This is a genomic window from Vibrio porteresiae DSM 19223 (genome assembly GCF_024347055.1).
GTDB lineage: Bacteria > Pseudomonadota > Gammaproteobacteria > Enterobacterales > Vibrionaceae > Vibrio > Vibrio porteresiae.
On the sequence record NZ_AP024895.1, the window covers coordinates 943203 to 961546 of the forward strand.

The window sequence follows — 18344 nt, forward strand, 5'->3', positions numbered from 1 at the left end:
CCAACCTTTTCGTTTTTGGAAATTACATACGTTCTAGCGTATTAATACCCAGTAGCGACAGACCTTGTTTGATGGTCTTCGCAGTCAGGGCTGCAAGTTTCAAACGGCTGTTCTTCACGTCTTCTTCTGCATTCAGAATTGGGCATGCTTCGTAGAAGCCAGAGAACTGGCCTGCAAGTTCGAATAGGTAGCCACAAAGAATGTGCGGTTGACCTTCACGCGCAACCGATTGAACTGCTTCTTCAAATTGCATCAATTTAGCAACCAATGCTTTTTCTTTCTCTTCTGATACTTGGATTGAACCAGATAGCTCATCCATAGAAATACCAGCTTTAGAGAAGATAGATGCTACGCGAGTGTAGGCATATTGCATGTAGGGTGCAGTGTTACCTTCGAATGCCAGCATGTTATCCCAGTCAAACACGTAGTCAGTAGTACGGTGTTTAGACAAGTCAGCGTATTTTACCGCAGCCATTGCTACTGTCGTCGCAATGTTGTTTTTCTCTTCTGCGCTTAACTCTGGGTTTTTCGCTTCGATCAATGCTGCTGCACGTTCTTCTGCTTCGTCCAGAAGAGCGGCTAGGCGCACAGTGCCACCGGCGCGAGTTTTAAATGGACGACCATCTTTACCCAGCATCATACCGAATGCGTGGTGCTCTAGGCTGACTGATTCTGGGATGTATCCTGCTTTACGCACGATAGTCCAAGCTTGCATTAGGTGTTGGTGTTGACGTGAGTCGATGAAGTACAACACGCGATCGGCACCTAGTGTTTCGTAACGGTATTTTGCACACGCGATATCTGTTGTGGTGTAGAGGTAGCCACCATCACGTTTTTGCACGATAACGCCCATAGGGTCGCCATCTTTGTTTTGGTATTCATCAAGGTACACAACTTGAGCGCCGTCATCTTCTTTTGCTAGACCTTGTGCTTTTAGGTCAGCAACGATGCCTGGTAGCATGTCGTTGTACATGCTTTCGCCCATTACGTCTTTACGAGTCAGTGATACGTTAAGACGGTCGTAGTTGCGTTGGTTTTGCTCCATGGTAATGTCAACCAATTTGGTCCACATGTCGCGGCAGTATTCATCACCACCTTGCAGTTTTACCACGTAGTTACGTGCTTTCTCAGCGAAGACTTCATCTTCGTCATACAGTTTTTTCGATTCACGGTAGAAAGCTTCTAGGTCAGAAAGCTCCATCGAGATTTCGCCGTTTTCTTGCTGTACGCGTTCTAGGTTGGCAATCAACATACCGAACTGAGTACCCCAGTCACCGATATGGTTTGCGCGGATCACTTTATGACCCAAAAATTCTAGAGTACGAACTACTGCGTCACCGATGATGGTTGAACGTAGGTGACCTACGTGCATCTCTTTAGCAACGTTTGGAGCTGAATAGTCAGCCACGATAGTTTGTGCTGCTTCTTTCGCTACGCCTAAACGGGCGTCTGCTAGAGCAGATTCGGCTGATTTGGCAAGGAATTCGTCACTCAGGAAAATGTTAATAAAACCTGGGCCAGCGATCTCTGTTTTGCTCGCGATACCTTCAAGATCCAACACATCCAAGACTTTTTGTGCGAATTCGCGAGGGTTAGTGCCGAGTTGTTTTGCAACACCCATCACGCCGTTAGCTTGGTAGTCACCAAACTGTGGTTTCGCGGATTGGCGAACGGCTGCAGGAGATCCTGCTGGCGCGCCAGCGGCTTCGAGAGCCTGAGAGACTTTGTCATTAATCAGTGCTTGGATATTCACACGCTTGTCCTTCAATTCTGGGAATTGGCTGGGTATGCATTCATAGGCACTTAGCAAAAGTGCACGCATATCTCAATCTTGTACATAAATTGGCGCACATAATACCAATTTTATTTCCGGTCTTATAGGGCGGAATTTAGTTAAATTTCTACTTTTCCCCTCTTTACTGGTAGTATCCACGAAAAAACATGGGTTTGGACCAGAGAATATGACGCACGAACTACAGCAGGCGGGGCTTGCACCAGATCAAATGCTGGATCGCCTCACGAGTTTTATCGACCAAATCGTCGCTTTTTCTGCACGCATTGGTTTGGATTTGACCGCTTATCAGATGGATCACATCGCGCTGCGAATTAATGACGAAAAATTGGCGCAGCAAGCTCACCAAGCTTGGCTAGCGTATGGTGAAGAGATCTCTTGTGCGCAGATTAATGGTCGTCCGATTATTGTCTTGGCATTTAAACCTGAACTGGATGCTGGTCGCTGGAAAATTGACTGTTTAGAGCTCCCTTACCCAGCGGTAGGAAAAACCTATCCAACTCAGGATTGGGAACACGTTGAGTGTGTCATTCCGTCTGATGCGCAAACCGCGCCTGAGTACTTAGATGACTTATTGGCTCGTTTCCCACAATTTGCTGCTCAGCACGCGCAATTTGCCACCTTGGGTATCAAGGTAAAACTGTCGAGTCCGAAAGGGGAAGGTGAACGTTTAGCTAACCCAACGGTGGCGCTAAAATGGCAGGGGATAACGATAAAACTGCATCCCCATGCCTTAAAAGATATCGTAGAATCAGAACGTTAACCGATATCGTACGCCTTAGGGCGAAGCTGAAATTCTTCAATCGAGCCAATCTCATGTCCACAGTGCAGAGGTTGGTCTTGATCTTGATGATTTTGCCCTAAAGTGTGCATGATCAAACGGTTAGCACGGCGTGGTTTAAGCTCCTTCACCACAAAACGAATCATATCGCTGCGCGACAGATTTTTAAGCTCTTCTAACACATCTTCTCGTTGATGGAAGGTCCAATCTTTATTGCCAATCCCTACCCACATGCGTTGTGCGCGCGAGCGTAAGGTCTGATCAGGGCTAGCAATTTGATTCCATAAGCCTCGTTTACTGCTGTGCCATTCATATTCGCTCAGTTCGAGCAGAACCAAATAGAGTGCATTTAAGAACTCGTCAATCGAGGTCAGAAGTTCATTAGGCGTTGCGTGCGGAGATTGCACATAGAGGACAATTCCCGGGTGGCGATTGAGCGGCATGTTGCCGGTACCAACCATGTATCCCAGCTGCTGTTTGGTGCGAATTTCATTAAAGAAGGCAGCCGACATCAAATGATTGGCCAACGAGTAGAGGGCAATGCTTCGAGGGTCCATCGTGGCTGATTGGTAATAGACCACGATCGCCGAATCTTCTTGTTGGCAATCTACCGAATATTGGAACGTGCCACTGTTGCCAAGCATGACCAATGGACGTAACGATTCTTCATAAGTTTGCCCCTGCACACGCAGCGCATCTTTAAGCTGATCGCCCATGCGTAAGGCATCTTCACGTTGCCAATCACCAAACACAAACATCTCAATGTGTAATTGAGCGAGGATTTTCTCCACGAAGTCTGCTAATTCCGTCACCTCAATATCTTCCAGTGCTTCAAGCAGTGTTGCATAGGGTGGGTTATTGGGTTGCAAAAGCCCGGTTAACGCATTGAACAGCTGTGAAATAGGTCGATCATGAGCTGCATTACGCCAATTGCGTTGCAGTTGGTTTTTGATAGTGTCAAAACGTTGCTCACCAAAACTGCGAGTGGCAAATTTATCCAAAATCATTTTCATTAGTTCAGGTTGTTTCTGGCTAAAACCGGAGATGGAAAGTGTGACTCCGCCTTGGTGAGCATAGAGGTTATATCCCATCCCTGCGATTTCTGCTTGATAGGTCTCTTTGGTGAGCGAGTCCAAGAACATCTCGACACACAAGCGTGTCATGACGATGTTGCGCGGATTCGCCACTGAATGCGGGCTATCAATGGCAATGTAAATCACACCTTTAGGCACTGGGAACATTTGATCTTGCATGTGCCATAAGCGAAACCCTTCTTGCTCTTCAATGATCTCAGGAATGCTTTGTTCATTGAGCACCGGTTTGGAGGCTAGGTCGTAACAGATAAACGGGTTGGGCGTTGGGAGCGTGATGGGTAAATCGGCCAACGGTTCGTGCCATAACTGCTGCTGTTCTTGAGTAAAAGGAACCACGTTATAAGGGGTAAAATACCATTTCGCCTTGTGAGCGTAGCTCTTCTGTTTGCCTTTCTTGGTGATTAACGTCGCACGCAAGTTTTCAGGGGTGAAGTAGGTGAGCAGTGAACGCAGTAAAGTTTCATCATACTCCTGCATGATGTAATCGCCGTAAATGATGTCCTCACTGTCGTAGTGCTGCATGTTAATTACGAGATGACTAACAAGATCCATGGAGCGAGCTGTTTCTTGGAATTGAAATGCCGATTCCAATACAGCGCGTTTCTCAAGATAACGCCACTCAGCCAGCCCTTGCTCTGCCACTAACCGTATGGTTTGAAACAAGGATTGAATGATCTCATCAACGTGCTTTAGCCCAGCGTTGGTCAGTGAGCAGCCAACAGAAAATTCACGATAATTGCTGCCACTGGTGCCGCCACCTGCAGACAAAGAGGTAATCCAACCTTTTTCTTTCAGCGCTAGCATCAAACTGCCTTCACCTTCATAACCGAGCAGGTGAGCAAAATAGGAGAGCGGTTTCTTACGGTAGTGAGTTTCTGTTCCCGGCAGCGGAAAACTGAGAATCAGTTTGCGAATCTCTTTGAGTGGTTCGACCCGAATCATCAAGCCTGTATGCTGCGGTGTGACAAAAGGTTCGGTAATGGTTTTGCCACGGCGATGATGATTAGCGATATCTGAAAAACCGTCTCTGACCCAAGTTTCCAGTTGATCAAGGGAATCTGGCCCAAGCACCGCTAGAGTCATTAAATCTGCCGAATATTCACGGGAGTGAAACGCCATAATTTCGTCGCGAATTTGACTTCCCGGGCGATCACTTAAGGTTTGCAGATTACCGACGGAAAACTTAGCAAACGGATGGTGAGGATTAATGGTCTCTTTTTGTACTTGATACAAACGGCGAGCATCTTCATTAATCTTCATCTTGTACTCAGAGTCAACCGCTTGACGCTCTTTGTCTAACGCTTCTGCGTTAAAGAGTGGCGCTGTAAAAAACTGACTGAAACGGTCGAGGGCTTTATCAAAGACATTTGGGCTGACATCGAAAAAGAAACAGGTGTGCTCAGTGCCGGTCCAAGCGTTATTGGTCCCGCCGTGTTGGTTGATGAAGTTTTGAAATTCACCCACTTTAGGGTATTTCTCAGTACCCAAAAACAGCATGTGTTCAAGATAATGCGCTAACCCTTCACGATCGATTGGGTCGTCAAAGTGCCCCACATTAACTGCAACAGCCGCTGCTGATTTTTGCGCATTCTCATCATGAATAAGGAGCACTCTTAGCTCGTTGGCTAGAGTCAGATAGCGATAAGAATGATGATCATTAGGACTAATGTGCACGAGAGTTCTCCGAAGCGACATTTGGGTTAAGTATGGCGTTGCTGCCTTGAGGCGCAAATTTAGAAGACAGATTTTGCGGACTGCGGAGCTATTTTAGCCACATACCATGATTTTTAACAGAGTGTTACGGGAGTCGACTTCTTGTCAAACAGTCTTGTTATAATCTCGGACTCGTTTTTTCTAAGGGATAGGCTTTAGTCACGGAGTTTATTGCGCACTAAAGCAGGTTAATTGCCTGATTTTACAGTTCTGTATCTAAAATGATACCGTTCATCATCTGGCATCCATTGCCAATTGATCATGAAAAAATGTACCATGCAGCGCGATGTAACTGGCGTATTGCTCAGTACATGCTTAATCCTGAATCCGACAGTGGCTTAGGAAAGTTGAAATAGGTAAACATAATGAAAATCTTTATTATGCGTCATGGGGAAGCGGAATCACTTGCCGAAAGTGATGACCAGCGCGCCCTAACCGAACGAGGCCAAAATGATTCAGTGGCAGTCGCACAAGCGTGTGTTAGCCAATATGGTCCGGTGGTATTTGACAAAGTATTAGTTAGTCCTTACTTACGTGCACAACAGACTTGGGATGTCATTTCCGCTCATTTCTCTGCTCATTCTGTTGAAAGCTGCGATGACATCACTCCTTACGGTCAAGCAGAACAAGTACACGACTATTTATTGGCGATTGCGGAACATGAATCGCTGGAAAACATTTTAATTGTTTCTCATCTGCCTTTAGTTGGGTATTTAGTCTCTGAGTTTGTCGCGGATCTCCCTGCGCCAATGTTCACGACATCCAGCTTGTATTGCGTTGATTACCATATTGATGCTCAGTCAGGCGAAGTGCTCTGGTCATTACGCCCTTAGCCAAAAGTCAGTTGATGCGAAAAGGCTTTCCCTCACCGGAAAGCCTTTTTGTTGGTTTTTTGACCCTGTTATCGTCCCTTTTAGCGAGCGGGTGTCGGTATAAAACTGACGTAAAATTGACATTCATCGCTGGACTAAAAATTGCATAAAACGCCTATCTGGCGCCATGGCGCGACTGCTAAATGACCATTTGAAGCTGAAAGCCTATGAAGTTTACACTGCCTTTTGCGGATAAGTTCCCATCCATTCCTAAGCGTTCTATGCCTGCGATCGGTGCTCCGATCATGGTGTTGGCGTCTTTAGCCATGGTGGTTTTGCCGATGCCGGCATTCCTGCTCGACTTATTCTTTACCTTTAACATCGCCTTAGCCTTAGTTGTGCTGTTAGTGACGGTGTATACCCGGCGTCCACTTGATTTCGCGGCATTTCCTACCGTACTTCTGATCGCAACATTACTGCGCTTGGCGTTGAACGTCGCATCTACCCGTGTGGTATTGCTCAAAGGTCATGAGGGGAGCGGAGCTGCGGGTAACGTGATTGAAGCGTTTGGTAACGTGGTGATCGGTGGTAACTACGCGGTTGGTTTGGTGGTGTTCCTGATTTTGATGATCATTAACTTTGTGGTGGTCACCAAAGGTGCGGGTCGTATTTCCGAAGTAAGTGCCCGCTTTACCTTGGATGCATTGCCAGGTAAGCAAATGGCCATTGATGCCGACTTAAATGCTGGGCTGATTGACCAAGAGCAGGCACGTACTCGTCGTGGTGAAGTGACCAAAGAAGCGGACTTCTATGGTTCGATGGATGGTGCGTCAAAATTCGTGAAAGGCGATGCTATCGCCGGGATCTTAATCCTGTTTATCAACATCTTGGGTGGCTTGACCATCGGGATGATTCAATATGGTCTGGGCTTTAGCGAAGCGATTCAAATTTATACCCTGTTAACCATCGGTGACGGCTTGGTGGCTCAGATTCCATCGCTGTTACTCTCTATTGGCGCGGCAATCATGGTAACGCGTCAAAATACCGATGAAGACATGGGACAACAGGTTATCTTCCAACTGTTTGATAACCCTAAAGCGTTGACCATTACTGCCGCGATCATGGGCACCATGGGGATTGTCCCTGGAATGCCACACTTTGCCTTTTTGCTATTAGCCTTGCTAGCGGGTGGCGGTGCGTATTACATGCAGAAAAAACAGCAACAGGCAAAAGACGATGTCAATAAATTGCCAGCGGTTTCTGATCAAGATGCGCCAACCCAAAAAGAGCTGTCTTGGGATGATGTCCAACCCGTTGATATGATTGGTTTAGAGGTGGGTTATCGCCTCATTCCTTTAGTCGATAAAGACCAAGGCGGCGAGCTGCTAGAAAGGGTCAAAGGGGTGCGTAAAAAATTATCGCAGGACTTTGGTTTCTTGATTCCGCCAGTTCACATTCGCGATAACCTAGAATTAACCCCCAACAGTTACCGTATCACCTTAATGGGGGTTGCAGTTGGGGAAGCGGAAATCCGTCCCGACCAAGAATTGGCGATCAACCCAGGTCAAGTGTACGGCATGGTGGATGGTGAACATACTTATGACCCTGCGTTTGGCTTGGAAGCGGTGTGGATTCGTGAGGAGCAGCGCGAACATGCTCAGGCGTTAGGTTACACGGTGGTGGATGCTTCAACGGTATTGGCTACTCACTTAAGCCAACTGCTGACCAATAACGCGTCGCAACTGATTGGCCACGAAGAGGTGACCAACCTATTGGATATGTTGGGTCGCTCAGCGCCTAAGCTGGTGGAAGGGTTTGTACCAGATCAATTGCCATTGGGTGTGGTGGTGAAAGTGCTGCAGAATCTACTTAATGAAGCGATTCCAATTCGCGATATTCGTACCATTATCCAGACCCTTGCTGAGTACGCAAGTAAGAGTCAAGAACCTGACATCCTTACTGCGGCGGTTAGGATTGCGTTGAAACGTCTAATCGTTCAAGAAATCAATGGAATAGAGCCTGAACTGCCCGTTATTACCTTGATTCCAGAGCTGGAACAAATATTGCATCAGACTATGCAAGCGTCAGGCGGAGAATCAGCGGGTATTGAACCTGGTCTAGCAGAGCGTTTACAAGCTTCGCTAGCCCAAGCAACTCAAGAGCAAGAGTTGAAAGGCGAGCCAGCTGTGCTTCTGACCTCTGGAGTTCTACGTTCAACGTTAGCGAAATTCGTCAAAAATACGATTCCTAACCTGCGGGTTCTCTCCTATCAAGAGATCCCTGACGAGAAACAAATTCGCATAGTCCAGGCTGTGGGTAACTAAGTTAGCCCCACCTTAGATACGGATATTTGCTTTGAAGATTAAACGATTTTTTGCCAGAGATATGAAAACAGCTCTGCTTCAAGTGAAAGAAGAACTTGGGGCGGATGCGGTGATCATGTCGAATAAAAAAGTAGCTGGCGGTGTAGAGATCGTGGCTGCTGTAGATGGCGATACCCCCGCACCTAAGGGGGCGTCAAACCGTTATGCCGCGCAACCTGCTAGAGAGCCTGTATCACGTCCAGCTGCCAAACCGGCACCCGCTCCGGCACGTGCAAGTTCGCGTGAGCTGGAAGACGATCGCGTGAGTCTTAAAGGCGGTGCTGAGCAAGGTCGCTCAATGACGCAGCGTTTCGCCAACATGCTCAAGCAATACAGTAATACCCAAGTGAATCATGGTGACGATGATGATCGTGGCCAAAACGAAGAAACCGACTCACTTACGGCATTGCTGAGACGTCAAGCAGAGCAGCGTCAAGGAAATGGTCCTATTTCTCGTTACTCAGAGTCTCCCGCTTTATCTCGAAGTGGTGATAGCAGTGATGATACGCGCGGACGTCAAACACCAAAATTGGATCCAACTCGTTTTGAGCGTTCGCGTCGTGACCAAGAAGCGACGATTGCTGCAGAAGAATTGGAAAGCATGCGTGAAGAGATGGAGTCGATTCGTCGTCTTCTCGAACATCAAGTTTCAGGATTGATGTGGCAAGAGGTTGAGCGCCGTGAGCCGCTTCGTGCCATGTTAATTCGTCGTTTAGAACGTATGGGCGTATCGTTGGATTTAGCCGATCAATTGGCTTGTTATATCCCAGAAGAGACACCTCCACCAAAAGCATGGAAAGCATTATTGCGTTTGGTTGCTGATCAAGTCCCTGTTTCTAAACAAGATATTCTTAAACGCGGCGGTGTTGTGGCTCTTCTTGGCCCAACAGGCGTAGGTAAAACCACCACGGTCGCAAAATTGGCAGCTCGTGCTGCGATGGAATACGGTTCAGACAACGTCGCACTGGTGACAACGGATACTTATCGTATCGGTGCGCACGAACAATTATCCATCTACGGACGAATTATGGGTTGTCCTGTAAAAGTTGCTAAAGATTCCAAAGAGTTAGCCGATGTAATATCTCAGTTGCGAAATCGTCGTCTAATTCTGGTCGATACAGCAGGTATGGGGCAGCGTGACGTAAGGCTTTCTGAGCAATTGGATACGCTGATGCAAGAGAGCGGTGAAGTGATTCATAGCTACCTTGTGCTACCTGCGACAGCGCAACGCAAAGTGCTGCAGGAAACGATTGAACATTTCAGAAGGATACCTCTTTCTGGATGCATTATGACCAAGCTAGATGAGTGCTTGAGTTTAGGGGAATTTGTCAGTGTTGTGGTACAGAACGCTTTGCCAGTGGCCTACATCGCCAATGGTCAGCGTGTGCCCGAAGATATCGTGATTGCCCAGCCAAAATACATGGTATCTAAAGCTAACGAGTTACTGGAAAAGTCGACAGAAAATGAACCTCACTATTGGGCTAGTGACGTAGAGAAATTCTAGGCGGCGATGATTATGACGAATAAAATGATATATGACCAAGCTAGCGGATTACGCCGCTTAACCCAACCCTCTCTTACTAAAGTGATTGCTGTCACTGGTGGTAAAGGTGGTGTAGGGAAAACCAACGTGACTCTCGGTATGGCGATCTGTATGGCTCGCCAAGGGAAAAAAGTCATGGTGCTTGATGCTGACTTAGGCTTAGCCAACGTCGATGTCATGCTTGGAATTCGCCCTAAACGCAACCTCGGACATGTTTTGGCTGGTGAATGCGAGCTAAAAGACGCGATTGTGGAAGGTCCATTTGGGATTAGAATTATCCCAGCGACCTCAGGTACACAGTCGATGACAGAGTTATCACACGCGCAACATGTTGGTTTAATTCGTGCTTTTGGTAGTCTAGAAGACGAAATGGATGTGTTGTTAGTCGATACAGCTGCCGGGATTTCTGATATGGTAGTAAGCTTTTCACGTGCAGCTCAAGATGTAGTTGTGGTGGTATGTGATGAGCCGACCTCGATCACAGATGCTTATGCGCTGATCAAATTGCTCAGCAGAGAGCACCAAGTGCAACGTTTTAAAATCGTTGCCAATATGGTCAGAAGTTATCGAGAAGGTCGAGAATTGTTTGCAAAATTGACATTAGTCACAGAGCGGTTCTTGAATGTTAGCTTAGAGCTCGTTGCGTGCATACCTTTAGATGATAATGTGCGCCAAGCCGTGAAAAAACAAAAAATTGTGGTCGATGCTTTCCCTCGCTCACCAGCGGCACTTGCAATTAGCTCATTAGCGACCAAAGCTTTAACATGGCCAATTCCGAGAACTCCAAGTGGACATTTAGAGTTCTTTGTCGAACGGCTACTTAATCGTACGGAAATAGTAGGGGAACCTTTTGGTGAATAAAGCGCTAACTTATGATCAACACGGAAATGTGAACGGCCAACAGCTGTTCCTGGAGAAATATTCCGTATTGGTTAAGCGTATTGCTCATCACTTAATTGGGCGATTACCTCCAAGCGTCCTTATTGAAGATTTAATCCAAGCAGGCATGGTTGGCCTGCTGGAAGCACAGCGTAACTACGACGGGACTAAAGGCGCCAGCTTTGAAACCTACGCAGGAATTCGAATTCGTGGAGCTATGCTCGACGATATTCGACGTGGTGACTGGGTACCACGCTCGGTTCATCGGGTGAATCGAGAAATTAGCCAGGCTATCTCAACATTAGAAGGCGAGCTCAACAGGGATCCTTCTGATTCTGAAATAGCAAAGTATTTGGGGATGTCGCTAGAACAGTACCACGGTGCACTCAACGATATTAACTGTTCGCGAATAGTTGGTATGGAAGATTTGGGTGTCGCTGATGACGCTATCTCACCCATTGACGATGATGAAGATAATTCACCATTCAAGGGTGTTGCCGATGAATCGTTTCGAAAAGCATTAGTTGAATCAATAAAATCACTTCCAGAGCGTGAAGCTTTGGTACTTTCGCTCTATTATGATGAAGAACTAAACTTGAAAGAAATTGGTGAAGTCATCGGTGTTAGTGAATCTCGCGTCAGCCAGATACTCAGCCAATCAATGCAGCGTCTACGAACAAAGTTGAGTTCTTGGACAGAAAATGACTAAATATCACTGAATTTGAACTCAGTGGAGGCAATTTTGAATAAAAACATGAAGATCCTTATTGTTGATGACTTCTCAACAATGCGCCGTATTGTAAAGAACCTTCTTCGTGATCTTGGCTTCAACAACACCCAAGAAGCTGATGACGGTTTAACGGCATTGCCAATGCTTAAGAAAGGGGATTTTGACTTTGTAGTGACTGACTGGAACATGCCAGGCATGCAAGGTATCGACCTGCTTAAAAATATTCGTGCTGATGAAGAGCTTAAGCATCTTCCTGTTCTTATGATCACTGCTGAAGCAAAACGCGAACAGATCATTGAAGCAGCTCAAGCAGGTGTTAACGGCTATATTGTGAAACCATTCACAGCAGCAACGCTGAAAGAAAAACTAGACAAAATCTTTGAGCGTCTATAAGCGCCTTTGTTCGTCGCAAAAGGTGATCTATTCATTAAGCTTATAGAGGCTACTCAGAATGATTTCATTAGAACAAGCCAAAGAACTCGTTCAACTCGTTGAAAACGGTTTACAAGATGAAGCAACAGCTTTAGTCGCGCAAATGAACCTTGCTCAGCACAGTGAGGATTTGCAAGAGGTCGTTAAGCGAGATCCAATGCTCCAGGAAATCGGGACGCTGACCCGTGAATTACATGATTCACTTAAGCATTTTCATATTGATGATCGCATGACTGAAATCGCTAACGATGAAATTCCTGATGCACGTGATCGACTAAACTATGTGATTGAAAAAACGGAAGTCGCTGCGAACAAAACCATGGACGCAGTTGATTGTTGTATGCCTATCGCTGATCGTATGCACGAGAGTTTGCTGCAGGTTCGCCCACAGTGGAATCAACTGATGCACGGTAAGATTGATTTGGTCGAATTCAAAACACTATGTCACCGGATCGATGACTTACTTTCTCTAGTGGAAGGTGACAGTAGTGAATTGCGTGGCCAATTAACCGAGATCTTGATGGCTCAAGATTTCCAAGACTTAACCGGGCAGATCATTCGACGCGTCATAACATTAGTCAGCGAAGTGGAAAAACGCTTGGTTGATATTCTTACAGTGTTTGGGACAACTCAAACCGACAATAAAGCGGATAATAAGGATAAATCAGCAACTGAAGCTGAGGGTCCAATTATGAATCCTCATGAGCGAGAAGATGCTGTGGCATCGCAAGACGAAGTAGACGATTTGTTATCGAGTCTTGGTTTTTAGGGGTAACGTATGAGCTACGAATTAGACGAGGACATTCTTCAAGACTTTCTGGTAGAAGCGGGTGAAATACTCGAATTGCTGTCAGAGCAATTGGTTGAACTAGAAAACAATCCTGAAGATAAAGATCTTTTAAACGCGATTTTCCGCGGCTTTCATACCGTTAAAGGCGGAGCCGGGTTCTTGTCATTGACCGAATTGGTTGAGACTTGCCACGGTGCTGAAAACGTGTTCGATACATTACGTAACGGGCAACGTAGCGTTTCTCCTAATTTAATGGATACCATGCTTCGTGCACTTGATACCGTTAACGAACAGTTTAGTGCCGTGCAAGAACGTGAACCTCTCCAAGCTGCCGATCCTAGTTTGCTTGATGAACTGCATCACTTGAGTCGCCCTCAATCAGAAGATGAGGATGACACAGCTGACGTCGTAGAAGACGTAGCAATGGAAGATGAAGCAGTCGAAGAATTTGAAGAAGAAGTGTTGATTGAAGAAGAACCTGTGGTTGAAGAGCCAGTGGTTGAAGCACCTGCAGCGGCGCAAAAGCCCGCAAAAGCAGTGGATGCCAACTCAATTGACGAAATTACTCAAGACGAATTCGAAAAACTCCTTGATGAATTGCACGGTAAAGGTTCTGCACCAGGTCATAAGGCTGAAGCAAAACCTGCCGCTCCTGCGGCTGCGCCAGCAAAACCAGCGGCAGCTTCCACTGCAAGCGGTGACATCACGGATGACGAGTTTGAAAAATTGCTTGATGAGTTGCATGGAACTGGAAAAGGCCCTGCTAACTCGGACAAACCTCATGAACCTGTAGCAGCGGCTCCTGCGGCTCCGGCTGCACCAAAACAACCAGCAAAACCGGCAGCAAAAGCACCTTCTTCAATGGACGGTGACTTGATGACGGATGATGAGTTTGAAAAGCTGCTGGATGAATTGCACGGTACTGGGAAAGGTCCATCTGTTGATGAACTAGAAGCAGCAACTAAACCTGTTTCACAAAATCCAAAACCAGCCGCGGCTGCCAAACCAGCTCCCGCAGCTAAGCCAGCTGAAAAGCCTGCAGCGAAACCCGCAGCTCCTGTAGCGAAAGCGGCACCAAAACCTGCGCCTGCAGAAAAGAGTGCTCCTCCTGCGAAAGTAGCTGCCTCTTCATCTGACGCAGAAGATAAGCAAGCTGTCGCGAAGAAAGGGTCAGCTCAACAAGCTGATACCACTGTTCGTGTTGATACCTCAACACTCGACATCATTATGAACATGGTGGGTGAGTTGGTGCTAGTGCGTAACCGCTTACTTAGCCTTGGTTTGAACAGCAACGACGAAGAAATGTCGAAAGCAGTGGCTAACTTAGACGTAGTAACTGCAGACCTGCAGGGCGCGGTAATGAAAACCCGCATGCAGCCAATTAAGAAAGTATTTGGCCGTTTCCCTCGCGTGGTTCGTGACTTGGCGCGTAGCCTAGAAAAAGACATTGCTTTGGAATTACGTGGCGAAGAGACCGATTTGGATAAAAACTTGGTGGAAGCTCTGGCTGACCCATTGATCCACTTGGTGCGTAACTCGGTTGACCACGGGATTGAGATGCCAGATGTTCGTGAGCAATCTGGTAAACCTCGTACCGGTAAAGTGATTCTGTCTGCGTCACAAGAAGGCGACCATATTGAACTGGCCATCATCGATGATGGTGCTGGTATGGATCCGCAGAAGTTACGTAGTATCGCGGTGAAACGCGGCATGATGGATGAAGACGCTGCATCTCGTTTGTCAGATAAAGAATGTTTCAACTTGATTTTCATGCCTGGCTTCTCAAGTAAAGAGAAGATTTCCGATATCTCTGGTCGTGGTGTAGGGATGGACGTAGTAAAAACTGCGATTAATACCCTAAACGGTTCGATTGATATCGATTCAGAAATGGGCAAGGGAACCAAGATTACGATTAAAGTTCCGCTAACGTTGGCGATTCTTCCAACCTTGATGGTTGGTGTCGGTGGTCATCCATTTGCCCTACCGCTAGCAAGCGTGAATGAAATTTTCCATTTAGATTTGGGTCGTACTAACGTGGTTGACGGACAATTGACGATTATTGTTCGTGATAAATCTATCCCACTGTTCTACTTACAAAACTGGTTGGCACCACAGAAAGGTCGTAAGGCTGCTCGCAAAGGCCAAGGCTTAGGTCACGTCGTGATTGTCCAAATTGGCAGCCAACGTGTTGGTTTTGTTGTAGATACCTTGATTGGTCAAGAAGAAGTGGTGATTAAGCCTCTGGATAAATTGCTGCAAGGTACTCCAGGTATGGCGGGTGCGACGATTACTAGTGACGGTCACATTGCGTTAATTCTCGATGTGCCGGATCTGCTTAAGCAGTACGCGGCTGCTTCACGAATCTAAGTGACCATATAAAACTATAAGGATAACTATGGCGATTAGAGTGCTAGTTGTTGATGACTCAAGCTTTTTCCGACGTCGAGTAAGCGAGATCATCAACTCTGAACCGCGGTTAGAAGTCATTGATGTGGCGGTTAACGGCAAAGAAGCAGTGGATAAAGCACTGAGTCTTAAGCCGGATGTGATCACCATGGATGTGGAGATGCCAGTGATGGATGGGATCACTGCTGTGCGTGAAATCATGGCAAAAGGTCCTATTCCAATCCTAATGTTCTCTTCACTGACCCATGAGGGCGCAAAAGCAACATTAGATGCTTTAGATGCAGGTGCTTTGGATTTCTTACCAAAGAAATTTGAAGACATTGCACGTAACCGTGATGAGGCTGTCAGTGTCCTGCAACAGCGGGTGCTTGAGATTGCGTCGAAGAAAGGGCTAATGCGTCGTGCGTCTATCAGTCGCCCGACACCGACGATGTCGTCATTATCAACGACAACAAGCCCATTCGATCGTACTCAACGTCCAAGTGTGACGCCGACGGCTCCAGCAAGACCAAGCAGTGCATCGCTTGGTCGCTTTAAAGCCACAGGGAAAAAATATCAACTGACCGCGATTGGAACATCAACCGGTGGTCCAGTCGCTTTGCAGAAAATATTGACTAAGCTTCCGGGTAACTATCCACACCCTATCGTGCTTGTGCAGCACATGCCTGCAACATTTACGGCAGCGTTTGCCAGCCGTCTTAATTCACTGTGTCAAATTGAAGTGAAAGAAGCGGAAGACGGTGATGTGCTGCGTCCTGGCGTTGCCTATTTAGCACCAGGTGGCAAACAGATGATGTTGGAAGGTCGTCCTGGTGCGGCTAAGCTGCGCATTCTTGATGGTGGCGATCGCATGAACTACAAACCTTGCGTTGACGTCACCTTTGGTTCGGCAGCAAAAGTGTTTGGCGACAAAGTGCTTTCTATGATCCTGACTGGGATGGGCGCTGATGGTCGTGATGGCGCGCGGATGCTAAAAGAAGCGGGTTCGACGATTTGGGCTCAAGATGAAGAAAGCTGTGTGGTGTATGGCATGCCACAAGCGGTCGCTAAAGCGGGTATTTCATCGGAAGACTTGCCTCTAGATCGAATCTCTGAACGTATGTTAGTGGAAGTCGGTCTAGGATAAGGGTACTGCATGATTGTTTGGAGTGTCGCGAACCAGAAAGGTGGGGTGGGTAAAACCACAACCACCATTACATTAGCTGGTTTGTTGAGTAAACAGGGTAAGCGCGTGTTGCTGGTGGATACCGATCCCCATGCATCCTTAACCACCTATTTGGGGTTTGATTCTGATGCCGTGCCTGCCAGTTTGTTTGACTTGTTTCAACTGACAGATTTTACTGAGCAAGCGGTTGGTCCGCTGATTTTACGCACTGATATTCAGGGTATTGATATTATTCCCGCACACATGTCGTTAGCAACACTCGATCGTGTGATGGGGAACCGTAGTGGTATGGGCTTGATTTTAAAGCGTGCTTTGCTCGCGCTGCGTAAGCGATACGACTACGTGCTCATCGATTGTCCGCCGATTCTCGGCGTAATGATGGTCAATGCACTAGCTGCCAGTGATCGTATTTTGATTCCGGTGCAAACGGAATTTTTGGCGATGAAAGGGCTAGAACGCATGGTGCGCACCTTAGCTATCATGCAGAAGTCGCGTAATAAAGAGTTTAAAGTGACGATCGTGCCAACCATGTACGATAAACGTACCAGAGCATCATTGCAGACTTTGACTCAATTGAAACGTGATTACCCTGACAAAGTTTGGACATCAGCGGTTCCGATCGATACTAAGTTTCGTGACGCGAGTCTAAAGCGCTTACCTGCATCGCATTTTGCAGAGGGCAGCCGTGGCGTTTTTGCTTATAAGCAACTATTACTGCATTTAGAGAGGCTAGCGATCGATGAGTAGTGCGCCGCACCTGTCGAGTGAACAGGCGTTAGATGACTATTTTACAGCACTGCTTTCTGAAGAGTGGGGAGATGAAGATTTCTCTGCTCCGAAAAAAAACGAAGCGGCACCTGAACTTGCTCGTAAGGCTGCGCCAGTAGAAGAACCGTATTCATCTTCGATGCTGTTTGTTGATGATGAAGACATTGAAGAGTTACCAGGCGCGAATCTGGAAGAAGTTCAGAGACTGCTTAATCAGTTAGAACAGAGTAACCCTGTAGCAGAGCTTCATCTCGATGAGATGATGGAGCAAAACACGGTTGAGATTGCTCAAGAGCCTGTACAAACCGAACCTGTTATTGATGAGATTCAGGAATGGGATGTTGAGACGCTAACTGAAGATGACGAGGGTGAACCTCATCATCACACGGTTGAAGTGATCGTAGAACCTCAAGAAGAGATTGCAGAAACTGTAATTGAAGAGACTTGGGTTGCACAAACCGAAGTTGAAACAGAAACCGAATTGGAATCACAATGGCAAGAAACTGTTGTTGAAACCAGCGCGGTGGAACCGGAAATTGTTGTTGAAGAACAGGTTAAACCTCAAACTCAAACCGGTGGTTTGGATTTGGAAAACTGGCAAAATCCGGTACGCCATAATGCCTTTCAGGTGCTTTATTTTGACGTCAACGGTGTGACGTTTGCGGTTCCTCTTGATGAGCTCGGGGGCATACATCGCAAAACAAGTCTTAACCATTTGATTGGTCGACCTGCTTGGTATCTTGGTCTTCAAACTCAACGTGATGCTCAATTGGATGTGGTTGATACCGCCAAATGGGTAATGGCTGAGAAGCTGCACGATGAGAGCTATAAAGAGGCATACCAGTATATTGTTATGCTCGGTGAAAGTATGTGGGGGCTGGCTTGTTCACAATTGATGGGCACAGAGCTTCTTAAAAGTGAACAGGTGCGCTGGCGAGAGCAAGTGGGTAAACGGCCTTGGCTAGCGGGCATGGTAAAAGAAAAAATGTGTGCTTTGATCCATGTTGATGCATTGATAGCTATGCTTAATGCAGGGCTCGATGTGAAAGCGCTCGATAAATAGTTTTTTTGGTCGG

General features: G+C 46.8%; 14 protein-coding genes and 1 pseudogene. 13 read left to right on the top strand and 2 right to left on the bottom strand.

Translation table 11 applies throughout. The features are described 5' to 3' along the window. Window positions 1-22 precede the first annotated feature (22 nt). Window positions 23-1753, bottom strand: a complete 1731-nt coding sequence (argS, locus tag OCV11_RS04500; RefSeq protein ID WP_261895242.1) for an arginine--tRNA ligase — start codon at window positions 1751-1753, stop codon at window positions 23-25. A 208-nt stretch (window positions 1754-1961) separates the two neighbouring features. On the opposite strand from argS, the gene OCV11_RS04505 reads away from it, so the two are divergent. Continuing rightward, complete coding sequence (locus tag OCV11_RS04505) at window positions 1962-2555, top strand: VOC family protein (RefSeq protein ID WP_261895244.1); 594 nt, start codon at window positions 1962-1964, stop codon at window positions 2553-2555. Here OCV11_RS04505 and OCV11_RS04510 read toward each other — a convergent pair. Next, window positions 2552-5341, bottom strand: a complete 2790-nt coding sequence (locus OCV11_RS04510; RefSeq protein WP_261895246.1) for an insulinase family protein — start codon at window positions 5339-5341, stop codon at window positions 2552-2554. The two genes, OCV11_RS04505 and OCV11_RS04510, sit on opposite strands and share 4 nt — an antisense overlap. 404 nt (window positions 5342-5745) lie before the next feature. On the opposite strand from OCV11_RS04510, the gene sixA reads away from it, so the two are divergent. The 12 genes and pseudogenes from sixA (at window position 5746) to OCV11_RS04565 (ending at window position 18331) form a co-directional block, all read left to right on the top strand. Further along, a complete protein-coding gene (sixA, locus tag OCV11_RS04515; protein ID WP_261895247.1) occupies window positions 5746-6213 on the top strand; it encodes a phosphohistidine phosphatase SixA in 468 nt (155 codons plus the stop codon). Between the two features lie 206 nt (window positions 6214-6419). Continuing rightward, a complete protein-coding gene (gene flhA, locus OCV11_RS04520) occupies window positions 6420-8516 on the top strand; it encodes a flagellar biosynthesis protein FlhA (RefSeq protein WP_261895249.1) in 2097 nt (698 codons plus the stop codon). A 31-nt stretch (window positions 8517-8547) separates the two neighbouring features. Further along, window positions 8548-8989 (top strand): annotated as a pseudogene (locus OCV11_RS25045) (flagellar biosynthesis protein FlhF); the annotation flags it as partial. Then, a complete protein-coding gene (gene flhF / locus OCV11_RS04525; protein WP_373332818.1) occupies window positions 8962-10059 on the top strand; it encodes a flagellar biosynthesis protein FlhF in 1098 nt (365 codons plus the stop codon). The pseudogene OCV11_RS25045 and the gene flhF, both read left to right, overlap by 28 nt. A gap of 12 nt (window positions 10060-10071) precedes the next feature. Further along, window positions 10072-10959: a MinD/ParA family protein gene (locus OCV11_RS04530; protein WP_261895253.1), complete on the top strand. Its 888-nt coding sequence runs from the start codon at window positions 10072-10074 to the stop codon at window positions 10957-10959. Further along, window positions 10952-11686, top strand: a complete 735-nt coding sequence (locus OCV11_RS04535; protein WP_261895254.1) for an RNA polymerase sigma factor FliA — start codon at window positions 10952-10954, stop codon at window positions 11684-11686. Before OCV11_RS04530 ends, OCV11_RS04535 begins: the two co-directional genes overlap by 8 nt. A gap of 45 nt (window positions 11687-11731) precedes the next feature. Next, window positions 11732-12100, top strand: coding sequence for a chemotaxis response regulator CheY (cheY, locus tag OCV11_RS04540; protein WP_000697869.1), 369 nt, complete (start codon window positions 11732-11734; stop codon window positions 12098-12100). 58 nt (window positions 12101-12158) lie between these two features. Continuing rightward, window positions 12159-12908: a protein phosphatase CheZ gene (locus OCV11_RS04545; protein WP_261895255.1), complete on the top strand. Its 750-nt coding sequence runs from the start codon at window positions 12159-12161 to the stop codon at window positions 12906-12908. 9 nt (window positions 12909-12917) lie between these two features. Beyond that, window positions 12918-15296 (top strand): chemotaxis protein CheA, encoded by a 2379-nt coding sequence (locus tag OCV11_RS04550; RefSeq protein ID WP_261895257.1) that lies wholly within the window; start codon window positions 12918-12920, stop codon window positions 15294-15296. 28 nt (window positions 15297-15324) lie between these two features. Next, entirely contained in the window at window positions 15325-16461 is a 1137-nt protein-coding gene (locus OCV11_RS04555) for a protein-glutamate methylesterase/protein-glutamine glutaminase (protein WP_261895258.1), read from the top strand. A 9-nt stretch (window positions 16462-16470) separates the two neighbouring features. Beyond that, window positions 16471-17247 carry a ParA family protein gene (locus OCV11_RS04560; protein WP_261895260.1) on the top strand — a complete coding sequence of 259 codons (777 nt, stop codon included), beginning with the start codon at window positions 16471-16473 and terminating at the stop codon, window positions 17245-17247. Then, the gene (locus OCV11_RS04565) at window positions 17240-18331 is read left to right on the top strand and encodes a chemotaxis protein CheW (RefSeq protein ID WP_261895261.1); all 1092 of its coding nucleotides are present in this window, start codon (window positions 17240-17242) and stop codon (window positions 18329-18331) included. Before OCV11_RS04560 ends, OCV11_RS04565 begins: the two co-directional genes overlap by 8 nt. Window positions 18332-18344 lie beyond the last annotated feature (13 nt).